Origin of the sequence: Skermanella mucosa (assembly GCF_016765655.2) — a bacterium.
Classification (GTDB): Bacteria; Pseudomonadota; Alphaproteobacteria; order Azospirillales; family Azospirillaceae; genus Skermanella; species Skermanella mucosa.
Genome location: NZ_CP086106.1, coordinates 1,122,159 through 1,134,521, shown reverse-complemented (window position 1 = coordinate 1,134,521; position 12,363 = coordinate 1,122,159). Strand labels below are relative to the sequence as shown.

The window sequence follows — 12,363 nt, the reverse complement described above, 5'->3', positions numbered from 1 at the left end:
CGGAAGTCAGAGACGCTGCCCGGTGGCGGCGTCGAAGACGTGGCCGCTGGCCAGCTTCGGCATCAGCCGGATGATGTCGCCGGGCCGGAAGTCGTGGCGCTCGACGAACATGGCGCAGGCTTCCTGCTCGGCCATCCGGCAGAACACCACCGTGTCGTCGCCGGTCGGCTCGATCACCTGGATTTGTGCCTGGATGCCCGGGCTCGACGGTTCGGTCACCAGGGTGAGGTGGCCGGGGCGTATGCCGTAGGTCACCGCCTGCCCGTCCGAGGCGCGGGTCAGCGGCTCCACCGGAAACCTGACACTTCCCGTAGCCTCGACCCAGGCGTTTCGGCCGTCCCGCCGGAGGGTCCCGTCGAAGAAATTCATCGAGGGTGATCCGATGAAGCCGGCGACGAAAGTGTTGGCCGGGAAATCGTACAGTTCCAGCGGCGTACCGATCTGCTCGACGTGGCCGTCATGCATGACCACGATGCGGTCGGCCATGGTCATCGCCTCCACCTGGTCGTGGGTCACGTAGATCGACGTTGTGCGCAGGCGCTGGTGCAGCGCCTTGATCTCGGTCCGCATCTGCACCCGCAGCTTGGCGTCCAGGTTGGACAGCGGCTCGTCGAACAGGAACACCTGCGGATCGCGCACGATGGCGCGGCCCATGGCGACGCGCTGGCGCTGCCCGCCGCTGAGCTGGCGCGGATAGCGGTCGAGATAGGGGACCAGCCCAAGGATGTCGGCCGCCTCCCGCACCCGCTTCTCGACCATGCCCTGGTCGGCCTTCCGCAGTTTCAGGCTGAAGGCCATGTTGTCGTAGACGGTCATATGGGGATAGAGCGCGTAGTTCTGGAACACCATGGCGATGTCCCGCTCCTTTGGGGGCACCAGGTTGACCACGGTGCCGCCGATCGCGATTTCGCCCGCGGTGATCTGCTCCAGCCCGGCGACCATGCGCAGCAGCGTGGACTTGCCGCAGCCGCTGGGGCCGACCAGCACGACGAATTCCTCGTCCATGATGTCGATGTCGATGCCGTGGATGACTTCGTGCTGCCCATAGGCCTTGCGGACCTGGGCGATCCCGACGGATGCCATGGCGCTGCCCCCCTCCCTGATTTCGACCGCTCTGACGGCGGCGCTTCGGGAAGGAAGCGTAACGGCTTATGGATGTGGCAACAAGCGCCGGGAGGCCATGGCCGATCCGGTCAGAACATGTCTTCCGGGGCTGCCGGCTTGGCGCAGGCCGTGAGCACCGCCTGGATGCGGGTGGCGTCGAGGGTTCGCTGCCAGTGGGCGAGCGCCCCCGTGTATTCTTCCAGGTTCAGCCGGCCCCAAGTCGAGGAGGAGGCCGCGGCGGAATGCGATGGCCGAGAACAGCAGCTTCAATGTCCGGCCGTTGCCCTCGCGGAAAGGGTGCTGGAAATTCATCTCCGCATAGAAGGCGCCCATGTCGGTGGCGAAATCAGCCGACCGCTCGACCCGATCGAGTACGGCAGCGGACTCCCCCGGGATCTCCGCCGCCGTGTTGAACACGATCTTTCCCTCGCGCCCCATGTTGATCGAGCGCGGCTCGCCCGCCCAATCGTAGAGATCCTGGAACAGGATACGGTGGACCTGCTTCCAGACATCGAACGTGAAGCGGGTCTGGGCCTTGAGGAAGTTCATCGCTTCAGGCGAACGATACTGGAGTGCAGCCGCCTCGGCGTCCTTGATGTCGCCAGGGTCGGTCAAACCGAAGCGGTTGCGTAAGGCACCTGATTGCTGGACGTAAGGGTCCAAACCGCCTTCAGGGACAAGCTCTTCACAGAGAGAGTCTTCAACCCCAGCCATGTCGAAGAGGATTCAACGCTGCTTTGCGTGAGCAACCGCAAGAAGAATAGCCTCACGGTGGCTGAGCTTTCCTTCCTGCACCAGCAAAGCGAGGCCTCGGTTCGTCTCATCCTGCTCCGTTCCCTCCAGACGATTGATCGCCATGACCATTCGTTCGAACTGGGTTAGTTCGGACAGGGCCAAGCCAGCCTCCGACAAAAGCCTGTCGACTTTGGCTTTGACCGAGTCTTCGCTCCGGGCAAGCTCGGCCCTTCCGGAGGAACTCTCCTCAACGAAGCTGGATACGGGGGGATAATCTTCGCCATGCCTGATGGACGAACGATCGAGAGGCGTTTGGAAATGATCTTCAACCATGCCGTCGATCCGCCGCCCGCCAAGCTGCATTCAGTCCTGCATGCTAGCACGATCGTGTGCCGAACAGCATTGAAACACCCCTTTCTATCGGGGAAGCTGGAGCAACGATCACATCGGCCAGTACCGGCCGCTGGACCCGACCGCCACGGTCACCAGCCCCAGGATCAGGTTGATGCCGACGATCCGGCGGATCTGGCCGAGGTTGCGCCCGCCTTCGGCCCAGTTTCCGGCATCGACCGCCGCCTTGAGCCGCCGCCAGGGGGCGAAGAACAGGTGGGCGAACAGGGCCATCATGACCAGCCCGATGCCATGCATGACATGGACATGCAGGCCCGCCCCGGAGAACCCGCCGAAATGCAGGAAGATCATGGCATAGCCGCTGACCAGCAATGCCGCCACCGCCGCCCAGACCCAGGGGAAGAAGCGGTCGAACGTCCCTCGCCACAGGGTCAGCCGCTGGGGCGGCTCCAGCGCGCCGGCGGCGGGCCGCAGCGCCATGTAGGCGAAGAACATGCCGCCGATCCAGACCGCGGCGGCCAGGCTGTGCAACACCAGTGCGAGTACCATAAGGGATTTCCTTGCTGTCAGACCGTCGGGCCGCCGATGATCGGGAAGCGCTTCTTGATCTGGCGGCCAAGCGTATCACGGACCTGGCGGTAGAAGCTGAGGCGCGTCTCGCGGTTGCCGTCGATCATCGAGGGGTCGAGGGTGTTCCAGAACTCGACGTCGCAGGCCATCGTCCGGGTCATCTCGACGGCCCGGTGCTGTGCCTCCGGCGACAGGGAGATCACCAGGTCGAACGAGGTGTCCTCCAGGAAGTCGAAGGTCTTGCAGCGGTGGCGCGACAGGTCGATGCCGATCTCGTCCATCACCGCTATGACGAAGGGATCGGGCTCGCCCTCGCGCACGCCGACCGAATCCACATAGATGCGATGGCCGTGGAAATGCTTCATCAGGGCTTCGGCCATCGGCGAACGGATCGCGTTGTAGGTGCAGGCGAACAGCACGCTGGTGACGTTGGCGCTGTCGAACGCGCTGTTCGGGTCGTCCATGTGCGTCCGCTCCGCCCCCGTCACCCGCGGATATGCAGGACGCAGATCAGGGTGAACAGCCGGCGCGCCGTGTTGTGATCCACCTGGACCTTGCCGGCGAGCCGCTCACGCAGCAGTTCGGACCCCTCGTTGTGCAGGCCGCGCCGTCCCATGTCGATCGCCTCGATCTGGGACGGCGAAGCCTTCTTGATCGCCTTGTAGTAACTGTCGCAGATCATGAAGTAGTCGCGCACGATGGTGCGGAACGGCGTCAGCGGCAGCAGGACTTTGCCCAGGTCCTTATTGGCGGTATCCCGGATGTCGAACAGCATGCGGTTGTCCTCCATGCTGAGATGGAGGTGATAAGGTCCGGAGTCGGGGCATTCCTCCGGCCGGAACAGGTTGTCCTCGAGCAGATCGAAGATCGCCACCGCCCGTTCATGCTCGACCTCGGCGCTGCGCCGGACGACGCTGCGTTCGTCAAGGGCGACATGGACGATGCGGTGGTTGGTGTCTGTCACCGGGGGGCTCCATTCAGTCGGATCGACACGGAAAGCGCATGGGCGCCGAGACCCTCGGCATCGGCCAGCGCCACGGCGGCGGGTCCGATGGCGCCGAGGCTGCCCGGGTCGCACCCGACCAGGGTCGTGCGCTTCATGAAGTCGAGCAAGTTGAGACCGGAAGAGAACCGGGCGCTCCGCGCCGTCGGCAGCACGTGGTTCGGCCCTGCGACATAATCGCCGATGGCTTCGGGCGTATGCCGGCCGAGGAAGATGGCGCCGGCGTTGCGGATGCGAGCGGCCAGCGCGTCCGGGTCGGCCACCGCCAGTTCCAAGTGCTCGGGCGCCAGGCGGTCGACCAGCGGAACCGCCTCGTCAAGGTGCGAGACCACGATGACCGCGCCGTGCTCGCGCCAGCTCTCGCCCGCGATGGCGGCCCGCGGCAGCGTCTTCAGGTGCCCGTCCACCGCCCGCTTGACGGCTTCGGCGAAACCGGCGTCGTCGGTGATCAGGATCGCCTGGGCGCTGGTGTCGTGCTCCGCCTGGGACAGCAGGTCGGCGGCGATCCAGGCGGGATCGTTGGCGCCGTCGGCCACCACCAGGATCTCCGACGGGCCGGCGATCATGTCGATGCCGACGGTTCCGAAGACCTGCCGCTTGGCCGCCGCGACGTAGGCGTTGCCGGGTCCGACGATCTTGTCCACCGGGCGGATTGTCTCCGTCCCGTAGGCCAGCGCGCCGACCGCCTGGGCGCCGCCGATCCGGTAGATCTCGTCCACGCCGGCGAGCCGGGCTGCGGCCAGCACCAGCGGGTTGAGCTTCCCGTCCGGCGTCGGCACGACCATGGTGACCCGTTCCACGCCCGCGACCTTGGCCGGCAGGGCGTTCATGAGGACCGAGCTGGGATAGGCCGCGGTGCCGCCGGGCACGTAGAGGCCGACGGCGCCGACCGCGGTCCAGCGGGCGCCGAGGCGGACGCCGGCCTCGTCCGTGTAGGACAGGGCTTCCGGCTTCTGGCGCCGGTGGAAATCCTCGATCCTGGCGGCGGCGAGCTTGAGGCTGTCGAGCAGGCCGGGGTCGATCGAGGCGACCGCCTCGTCGATCTCCGCGGCGGTGATGCGCAGGGTGCCGGCGGTCAGGGTGACCCGGTCGAACCGGGTGGTGTATTCCAGCACCGCGGCGTCGCCGCGCCCGCGCACGTCGGCCAGGATCGCGGCGACGGCGTTCTGGACGTCCTCCTGGGTCTCCCGCTTCGCGCCCAGCAGGCCGGCGAAAGCGGCCTCGAACCCTGGGTCGCGGCTGTTCAAGTCAAGCGGCATCCACGGCATCCCTGAAACGGTCGATCCAGCCGCCGATCTCCTCCGGCCGGGTCTTGTAGGCGGCCCGGTTGACCACCAGGCGCGATGTTATGTCGGCGATCCGCTCGATCTCCACAAGGCCGTTGGCGCGCAATGTCGAGCCGCTGGACACGAGGTCGACGATCCGGCGGCAAAGGCCCAAGGTCGGCGCCAGTTCCATGGCGCCGTTCAGCTTGATGCATTCGGCCTGGACGCCGCGCGCGGCGAAATGTCGCCGGGTGATCTCGGGATATTTGGTCGCCACGCGGATATGGCTCCAGCGCGCCGGATCGTCGCCCTCCACCATCTCCTTGGGTTCCGCGACGCTGAGCCGGCACTTGCCGATCCCGAGGTCGAGCGGGGCGTAGATCTCCGGGTAGTCGAACTCCATCAGCACGTCGTTGCCGGCGACTCCGAGATGGGCGGCCCCGAAAGCCACGAAGGTCGCGACGTCGAAGGAGCGGACCCGGATGATGCTGACATGGGGAAGGCTGGTGGCGAACCGGAGCTGGCGGCTGTTCTCGTCATCGAAAGCCGGTTCCGGCACGATCCCGACACGGTCCAGCATGGGCCGGACCTCCTGCAGGATACGCCCCTTAGGCAAGGCCAGGACCAGCGGTTCGCTCGCCGGTATTGACGGGATTGGCAACGGTTTCTCCAGAACTGAGCGGCTCGACGCGAGTGATAGCACAAACGGCGCGCTTGTCACCCCCGGGTCTGCGATCCGGGCCGGTCGAGCCCTGCGAGAGCGGATTGCCAGTCGGCGGGGTCATAGGCATACTGCGCCCGAACAAAAAAGGGTAAGACCAAATGTACGGACGAAAGCGGGTGCTGGTCACGGGCGGCGCGGGCTTCCTCGGGTCGTTCCTGTGCGAGCGATTGCTGGGCGAAGGATGTGAAGTCATATGCGTTGATAACTATTTCACAGGATCGCGCGAGAACATCGTCCACCTGCTGGACAATCCCTATTTTGAAGTGATCCGCCACGACATCACATTCCCGCTTTATGTGGAAGTGGACGAGATCTATAACTTGGCCTGCCCGGCCTCCCCGATCCATTACCAGTTCGACCCGGTCCAGACCGTCAAGACCAGCGTCCACGGCGCGATCAACATACTGGGACTGGCCAAGAGGGTGAAGGCCAAGGTGTTCCAGGCCTCGACCAGCGAAGTCTACGGCGACCCCTCGATCCATCCGCAGACGGAAGCCTACTGGGGCAACGTCAACCCCATCGGCCCGCGCGCCTGCTATGACGAGGGGAAGCGCTGCGCCGAGACGCTGTTCTTCGACTATCACCGCCAGTATCAGTTGAATATCCGGGTCGCCCGCATCTTCAACACCTACGGACCGCGCATGCATCCGCAGGACGGCCGCGTGGTGTCAAATTTCATCGTGCAGGCCCTGCGGGGCGAGCCGGTGACGCTGTACGGCGACGGCAGCCAGACCCGGTCCTTCTGCTACGTGGAAGACCTGATCGAGGGTTTCGTCCGCCTGATGGCGGCACCCGACGACGTGATCGGGCCGATCAACCTGGGCAATCCGGGGGAATTCACCATCCGGCAACTCGCGGAACTGGTGATCGAGATGACCGGGTCGAAATCCGAGATCGTCTTCAAGCCCCTGCCCCAGGACGACCCGACGCAGCGCCGGCCGGACATTTCCCGCGCGAAGGAGAAGCTGGACTGGCAGCCGACGGTCCCGCTGAAGGAAGGCTTGGCGCGGACGATCGCCTATTTCGAACGAAAATTGCCGGAATGGCAGAGCTGACCGGCTAGGCTGTCGCCCGCAGGCCGGCCGGATCCAGGGGAACGGAGCCGCCGGCCTGCGGGTTTTCGTTGGCAGGGGATGACGCCGCCGATTCAGGCGGCGTGACTCGCCTCGCCCTGGGTCAGCAGCGCATAGATGGCTTCCGCACTGTCGGAGCCGCGCAGCTTGTCGCACATCGTTCCGTCGCGCAGCAGACGGGACACCCGGGCCAAGGCCTTGAGGTGGTCCGCGCCCGCCGCTTCCGGCGCCAGCAGCAGAAACATCAGGTCGACGGGCTGGTCGTCGATGGCGTCGAAATCGACCGGCCTTTCGAGCCGGGCGAAGACGCCATGGACACGGTCCAGGTTGGCAAGCTTGCCGTGCGGAATGGCGATGCCATGCCCCACGCCCGTCGTGCCGAGCCTCTCCCGTTCGAGCAGCACGTCGAAGATCGCGCGTTCGTGCTGCCCGGTCAGTTCCGCCGCCTTCTTCGCCAGTTCCTGCAACGCCTGCTTCTTGCTGCCGGCGCGCAGGTTGGCGATGATGCTCTGGGGCGTGATCAGATCAATCATATGCTTTTACGGCGACGCCTGGTCAGGCGCCGGCTCCCTCAGTGCCTTTGGGATCGATCCAGCCGACATTCCCGTCGTGCCGGCGGTAGATCATGTTCAGGCCGCCATGGGCGCGGTTGCGAAACATCAGGGCCGGAAGTTCGGCCAAGTCCATGCGCATGACGGCCTCGCTGACCGTGAGCGTGTCGATGGCGGTGGTCATCTCGGCGATGACCACGGGTTGGGGGTGTCCGTCCTGGCCGTCCTGCGGCGAGGAGAGCGCCGCGTCATGGGTATCTTCGTCATACCCGTCGATATGGGCTTCGTCGGGCTCCGCTTCCAGGATGTACTGGCTGGCGGGGAGCGGCGCCAGGGCGATGCCGCCGTCAACCGCCTCGCCGCTATCGCCATGCTTGTGGTGGTCCTTCAGGCGGCGCTTATAGCGGCGAAGGCGCTTGGCGATCTTGTCGGCGGCGGTATCGAAGGCGGGATAGGGCTCGCTGGCCTCGGCATTGCTCTGCAGCAGGATATTGCGGCCGACATGCACCGAAATATCGGCTTTGAACAGGTGGGCCTCGCGCGAGAAGACCACGTTGGCCTCGATCGGACGGCCAAAATACTTGCCTACGATGGCGGTTAGGCTCTCATCGACGTGGGTTCGCAGCGCGTCCCCGACGTCAAGCTGTTTGCCTTTGACGGATAGGTGCATGACGTAGGTTGTCCGGAGTTCTGGGCCCGTAGATGGGATCATGCAGGGCGACGTCACTGCTGGGCCGTGACGAAGGTGACGCCTCCCGAAAGTTGACGAACAGCCTCATGGCTGCAACCGTTCCCGGATTGGCGGAGTCCGGCCTTCTACCGCAGATCCGCCGGGGTCAGTCTCACAGTCTCATGGACTTTTCGCGGCGGCGCTGGACCGATGACGGGATCCGCATGGCCTCACGATACTTTGCCACCGTGCGGCGCGCAATGTCGATCCCATCCGATTTGAGAATCTCGACGATCCGGTCGTCGGAAAGGATGCCTTCCGGAGGCTCGCCGTCGATGAGGGCCTTGATCCGGAAACGCACCGCCTCCGCCGAGTGGGCGGCCTCGCCGTCGGCCCCATTGATCGAGGAGGTGAAGAAGTACTTCAACTCGAACACGCCGCGCGGGGTCGCCATGAACTTGTTGGTCGTGACCCGGCTGACGGTCGACTCGTGCATGCCGATCGCCTCCGCGATGTCCCGCAGGATCAAGGGACGCAGATACTGGACGCCCTTGACGAAGAACAGGTCCTGCTGGCGGACGATCTCGGTCGCGACCTTCAGGATCGTGTTGGCGCGCTGGTGCAGGGACTTCACCAGCCAGTTCGCGGAATTGAACCGCTCTGAAATGTATTCCTTCTCGGCCTTGTTGCGGACCTCGCCGCTGACCTGGGCGAAGTAACGCTGGTTGATCAGCACCCGCGGCAGGGTCTCCGTGTTCAACTCGATCAGCCAGCCGCCGCCCGGTTGCAGCCTCATCAGGATGTCGGGCGTGACCGTCTGCACCACCTGGTGGTCGAAGCGCAGGGCCGGCTTGGGGTCGAGCGTCCTGATCTCCGCCACCATGTCGGACAGGTCCTCGGCATCGACGCCGCAGACCTTGAGCAGTGCCGCGACGTTGCGCGCCGCAAGCAATTCAAGATTGTCCAGCATCGCCTGCATCGCCGGGTCCAGGTGGTTGCGCTCGCGCAGCTGGATCTCCAGGCATTCCTTCAGGCTGCGGGCGAAGACGCCGGGCGGGTCGAAGCGCTGCACCCGTCGCAGGACCGCCTCGATCCGGGAAAGCTCGCAGTTCAGTTGCTCGGCCAGCGCGTCCAGGTCACCCGTCACGTAGCCGGCGGCGTCGAGCATGTCGATCAGGGCCAGACCGATCAGCCGGTCCACCGGATCGGCGATGTCGACGTTGAGCTGGCCGATCAGGTGGTCGCGCAGGCTGGTCTCGCCGCTCAGCGTCTGTTCGAGGTTGTAGTCGCCGTCCTCGAAGCTGCTGCTGCCGCCCTTCGACGACCAGTCGCCGAAAGCCTCGCCCCCGTCGAAGCCGCCGTCGGCGGCGCTGCCGTTGGTCCAGACATTCTCGAAATCGGTGTCGAGCGGCGCGTCCGACCCGCCGGCCATATGGTCCGACGTGGTCAGTTCGTGGGTATCGAGCTGCCTCTGGTCGGCGGAGTTGACGGCCGGCGCCGGTTCCGCCTGGTCGATGCCGCCTTCGCGTCCCCCCTCGCCCGGCGCTCCGCTGGCGTCACCATTGGCCTGGCCGCCGCCACCGTCACCGAACTCCGCCTCGTCGCGTTCCAGCAGGGGGTTCTGCTCGATCTCGCGGTCTACGTAATCCGACAGCTCCATGTTGGAGAGCTGCAGCAGCTTGATCGCCTGCTGCAGCTGGGGGGTCATGACGAGCGACTGGGTCTGTCTGAGATCGAGACGTTGTGTAAGCGCCATGGTACCAGGAGGGTCGTTAGAGGCTGAACCTTTCGCCGAGATAGACCCTGCGCACGTCTTTGTGCGCCACGATCTCCGACGGCTCGCCCTCCATCAGTACCATACCGTCGTGCAAAATGTATGCCCGATCGACGATCTCAAGCGTTTCTCTTACATTGTGATCAGTTATGAGTACCCCGATACCCCTATCGCGCAGGTGGGTCACCAGTTCGCGGATATCGTTGACCGCGATCGGGTCGATTCCGGCCAGCGGCTCGTCCAGCAGGATGAAATGCGGCTGGGACGCGAGCGCGCGGGCGATCTCGACGCGGCGGCGCTCGCCGCCGGACAGCGCCAGGGCCGGCGTGCGGCGCAGGTGGGAGATCGAGAACTCCGCCAGCAGCTCGTCGAGCATGGCTTCGCGCGCCTCGCGGTCCGACTCGACCACTTCGAGCACGGCGCGGATATTGTTCTCGACCGACAGCCCCCGGAAGATCGACGCTTCCTGCGGCAGGTAGCCGATACCCAGGCGCGCCCGCCGGTACATGGGCAGGGTCGTGATGTCCTGCCCGTCCAGGCTGATGGTGCCGTAGTCGGGCGAGATGAGGCCGGTGATGATGTAGAAGCAGGTCGTCTTGCCGGCGCCGTTAGGCCCCAGCAGTCCCACGGCCTCGCCCCGCTGGACCGTGACGCTGACGTCGCGCAGCACCGGCCGCTTCTTGTAATGCTTACCGAGATTGCTCGCCCTCAACCCCTGGTTGTCGGCGACCAGGCGCGGCGCCGGGCCGCCGTCGGGCCGAAGTGCCGGCCGGGAGGACTGGGTGCTGATTTCGGAACGATCCGGCTTCCTGAACTCCCGGATACTCAATTGCCGGTGCCTCCGGGTGATGTCTGGGCGGGTGGTGTTTGGGCGGGTGCTGGCTGGCCGGGTGCGGGCTGGGCGCCGCCCGGCTGCTGGCCGGGGACGAACAGGCCGCGCACGCGCTCGCCGGTACGGTTTCCGGTGCTGAGCAGGCGGCTCACTCCCGTGTTCATGTTCACCTCGGCGGTCTGGCCGTTCAGGTGGTTGTCGCCCCGGGTCAGGCGCACGTCACCGGTCAGGGTCGCGATGTTCGTCTTGAGGTTATAGACGCCCTCCCGGCCCCGCGCCACATCGGTGGGGGTGGTAATCACCACATTCCCCTGGGCGTCTATGCGGGTCATCTCGAGAGCCCCGCCGGCCCCCTCGGCGAACAGGCCGACCAGCACGTCGGCGCTTACCCGATTGGCCTCCCGCACCGCCACGGCGTCGCCGCGGGCCACGGCGAGCTTCTGCGTCTCCCAGTATTCCAGGCTGTCCCGGGCGGTCACCACGTCGGTCGGGGTGACGAGCCTGAGGTCGGAGCCGGTGACCACCGCGACCTGCTTGTCCACGTCGTAGACGGCGCGGTCGCCGTAGACGTTCTGCTCCGGCGAGAAGATATGGACCTTGCCGTCGGCCGCCAGCCGGAAGATCTCGGTCCCGCCGGACGGCATCTCGCGGTAATAGGCCACCAGCGTGTCGCCCTCGATGGTGACGTCGCCGCGCTTTGCGACCGCGTTGCCGCGCGCGACGTAGGCTTTCTGTTCCTGGTGCCACTCGATGGCCTGGTCGGCGTCGACCGCGATGGGAAGCCCGTCCCCTCCCGTGCCGCCGCCCAGCCCCTGGGCCCGGGCCGGCACCCCCTGGAGGACGCCGAGGATCGCGGCCGAAACGAGGGCCGATGCGAGAACTGTTGTGCGAAACCACGTGCTCATCGCTCGACCTGCTCCGGTATGGACTGTTCTTGGGACGCCCGCTCGGCGACGCGGGGCGGCGCATCGGGAATGGCAGGGTCGCCCGCCCCCGCGGGCGGGGAAGCGGCGGTGGAGGCGCCCGCGCCGGGCAGCGCGCTGGAACCGGACAGGCCGGGCGCCAGGTTGAGCCTTGCATGGCCCGTGAAGACGATGGTCCGGCCGCTGTCGAACAGGCGGAAGCCCTGGGCGAACAGCTCGCCGAACGGTCCCTGGCCCGTCACCGGCAGGTCGCCCCAGGCACTGCCGGCATTGACGTCCACATGGGCCTCGTCGGTCTTGAACTCGTAGCCCCTGTCGTGGAACAGGTTGGCGTTGCCGAGCAGCAGCAGCTTGCCGGTCTGGTCGTTGTAGCGCCCGCGGTCCGCTTTCACGGCCACCCAGGTGCCGTCCTGGAGGGTCAGCTCCGCCTGGGGCCGCACGAGGTCGAGCACGCCGGGCTCGCTGGTCGACTGCACCGCCCGGTCGGCGGTCACCGAGAACGGCCGGTTCTGGCTGTCGGTGCCGACGTAAAGCGCCCGCATCATCTCCAGTTCGCCGGAATCGCGCCGCTGGGCGGACTGCTCGACACCCTGGATGCGGGGCCAGGCAGCCAACAGCGCGATCAGGCCGAAGGCGAGCAGCGGAAGCACCACCTTCATGAACCTGACGAAGAAGGAATAGGCGCCGCCGGCCCGGGCGATCCGGCGCATGCGCGCCGCCATGTGGTCGGCCTGGGTCCGGTCCGCCTGGGTCCGGTCCATCTGGGGGGAAGCTTCCCGGAGGTCTCC

General features: G+C 66.1%; 15 protein-coding genes. 1 reads left to right on the top strand and 14 read right to left on the bottom strand.

The features are described 5' to 3' along the window. Positions 1-6 precede the first annotated feature (6 nt). The 8 genes from JL100_RS05220 to hisG all read right to left on the bottom strand — a co-directional run bounded on the left by JL100_RS05220 (position 7) and on the right by hisG (position 5,689). Positions 7-1,083, bottom strand: a complete 1,077-nt coding sequence (locus JL100_RS05220) for an ABC transporter ATP-binding protein (RefSeq protein ID WP_202682172.1) — start codon at positions 1,081-1,083, stop codon at positions 7-9. Positions 1,084-1,149: 66 nt separating this feature from the next. Beyond that, positions 1,150-1,818 (bottom strand): Fic/DOC family protein, encoded by a 669-nt coding sequence (locus JL100_RS05215; RefSeq protein ID WP_202682173.1) that lies wholly within the window; start codon positions 1,816-1,818, stop codon positions 1,150-1,152. A gap of 12 nt (positions 1,819-1,830) precedes the next feature. Continuing rightward, complete coding sequence (locus JL100_RS05210; protein ID WP_202682174.1) at positions 1,831-2,202, bottom strand: hypothetical protein; 372 nt, start codon at positions 2,200-2,202, stop codon at positions 1,831-1,833. Positions 2,203-2,280: 78 nt separating this feature from the next. After that, positions 2,281-2,739: a CopD family protein gene (locus JL100_RS05205; protein ID WP_202682175.1), complete on the bottom strand. Its 459-nt coding sequence runs from the start codon at positions 2,737-2,739 to the stop codon at positions 2,281-2,283. Between the two features lie 17 nt (positions 2,740-2,756). Next, a complete protein-coding gene (locus JL100_RS05200) occupies positions 2,757-3,224 on the bottom strand; it encodes an arsenate-mycothiol transferase ArsC (RefSeq protein WP_202682176.1) in 468 nt (155 codons plus the stop codon). 20 nt (positions 3,225-3,244) lie between these two features. Continuing rightward, positions 3,245-3,724 carry a UPF0262 family protein gene (locus JL100_RS05195; RefSeq protein WP_202682177.1) on the bottom strand — a complete coding sequence of 160 codons (480 nt, stop codon included), beginning with the start codon at positions 3,722-3,724 and terminating at the stop codon, positions 3,245-3,247. Continuing rightward, complete coding sequence (gene hisD, locus JL100_RS05190) at positions 3,721-5,022, bottom strand: histidinol dehydrogenase (protein ID WP_202682178.1); 1,302 nt, start codon at positions 5,020-5,022, stop codon at positions 3,721-3,723. The genes JL100_RS05195 and hisD overlap by 4 nt, the downstream gene beginning before the upstream one ends. Next, positions 5,012-5,689 (bottom strand): ATP phosphoribosyltransferase, encoded by a 678-nt coding sequence (gene hisG / locus JL100_RS05185; RefSeq protein ID WP_211113108.1) that lies wholly within the window; start codon positions 5,687-5,689, stop codon positions 5,012-5,014. The genes hisD and hisG overlap by 11 nt, the downstream gene beginning before the upstream one ends. 161 nt (positions 5,690-5,850) lie before the next feature. Between hisG and JL100_RS05180 the strand changes: the two genes are divergently transcribed. Further along, the gene (locus tag JL100_RS05180) at positions 5,851-6,807 is read left to right on the top strand and encodes a UDP-glucuronic acid decarboxylase family protein (RefSeq protein WP_202682179.1); all 957 of its coding nucleotides are present in this window, start codon (positions 5,851-5,853) and stop codon (positions 6,805-6,807) included. 92 nt (positions 6,808-6,899) lie between these two features. On the opposite strand, the gene ptsN is transcribed toward JL100_RS05180, so the two are convergent. The 6 genes from ptsN to lptC form a co-directional block, all read right to left on the bottom strand. Next, positions 6,900-7,358 (bottom strand): PTS IIA-like nitrogen regulatory protein PtsN, encoded by a 459-nt coding sequence (gene ptsN, locus JL100_RS05175; RefSeq protein WP_201073446.1) that lies wholly within the window; start codon positions 7,356-7,358, stop codon positions 6,900-6,902. A 22-nt stretch (positions 7,359-7,380) separates the two neighbouring features. Then, entirely contained in the window at positions 7,381-8,046 is a 666-nt protein-coding gene (gene hpf, locus JL100_RS05170; RefSeq protein WP_202682180.1) for a ribosome hibernation-promoting factor, HPF/YfiA family, read from the bottom strand. 172 nt (positions 8,047-8,218) lie between these two features. Then, positions 8,219-9,802, bottom strand: coding sequence for an RNA polymerase factor sigma-54 (gene rpoN / locus JL100_RS05165; protein WP_202682181.1), 1,584 nt, complete (start codon positions 9,800-9,802; stop codon positions 8,219-8,221). A 16-nt stretch (positions 9,803-9,818) separates the two neighbouring features. Beyond that, positions 9,819-10,553: an LPS export ABC transporter ATP-binding protein gene (gene lptB / locus JL100_RS05160; protein ID WP_211113111.1), complete on the bottom strand. Its 735-nt coding sequence runs from the start codon at positions 10,551-10,553 to the stop codon at positions 9,819-9,821. A 92-nt stretch (positions 10,554-10,645) separates the two neighbouring features. Further along, complete coding sequence (locus JL100_RS05155) at positions 10,646-11,557, bottom strand: LptA/OstA family protein (RefSeq protein ID WP_202682182.1); 912 nt, start codon at positions 11,555-11,557, stop codon at positions 10,646-10,648. Then, a complete protein-coding gene (gene lptC, locus JL100_RS05150) occupies positions 11,554-12,336 on the bottom strand; it encodes an LPS export ABC transporter periplasmic protein LptC (protein ID WP_202682183.1) in 783 nt (260 codons plus the stop codon). The genes JL100_RS05155 and lptC overlap by 4 nt, the downstream gene beginning before the upstream one ends. Between the last annotated feature and the right edge of the window lie 27 nt (positions 12,337-12,363).

Excerpts from the sequence above, each read along its gene's own strand:
- JL100_RS05180 (WP_202682179.1), top strand. The coding sequence starts at position 5,851 with ATGTACGGACGAAAGCGGGTGCTGGTCACGGGCGGCGCGGGCTTCCTC.
- JL100_RS05155 (WP_202682182.1), bottom strand. The coding sequence starts at position 11,557 with ATGAGCACGTGGTTTCGCACAACAGTTCTCGCATCGGCCCTCGTTTCG.
- rpoN (WP_202682181.1), bottom strand. The coding sequence starts at position 9,802 with ATGGCGCTTACACAACGTCTCGATCTCAGACAGACCCAGTCGCTCGTC.
- JL100_RS05205 (WP_202682175.1), bottom strand. The coding sequence starts at position 2,739 with ATGGTACTCGCACTGGTGTTGCACAGCCTGGCCGCCGCGGTCTGGATC.
- ptsN (WP_201073446.1), bottom strand. The coding sequence starts at position 7,358 with ATGATTGATCTGATCACGCCCCAGAGCATCATCGCCAACCTGCGCGCC.
- lptC (WP_202682183.1), bottom strand. The coding sequence starts at position 12,336 with ATGGACCGGACCCAGGCGGACCGGACCCAGGCCGACCACATGGCGGCG.
- hpf (WP_202682180.1), bottom strand. The coding sequence starts at position 8,046 with ATGCACCTATCCGTCAAAGGCAAACAGCTTGACGTCGGGGACGCGCTG.
- JL100_RS05215 (WP_202682173.1), bottom strand. The coding sequence starts at position 1,818 with ATGGCTGGGGTTGAAGACTCTCTCTGTGAAGAGCTTGTCCCTGAAGGC.
- hisD (WP_202682178.1), bottom strand. The coding sequence starts at position 5,022 with ATGCCGCTTGACTTGAACAGCCGCGACCCAGGGTTCGAGGCCGCTTTC.
- JL100_RS05200 (WP_202682176.1), bottom strand. The coding sequence starts at position 3,224 with ATGGACGACCCGAACAGCGCGTTCGACAGCGCCAACGTCACCAGCGTG.
- JL100_RS05220 (WP_202682172.1), bottom strand. The coding sequence starts at position 1,083 with ATGGCATCCGTCGGGATCGCCCAGGTCCGCAAGGCCTATGGGCAGCAC.
- JL100_RS05210 (WP_202682174.1), bottom strand. The coding sequence starts at position 2,202 with ATGCAGCTTGGCGGGCGGCGGATCGACGGCATGGTTGAAGATCATTTC.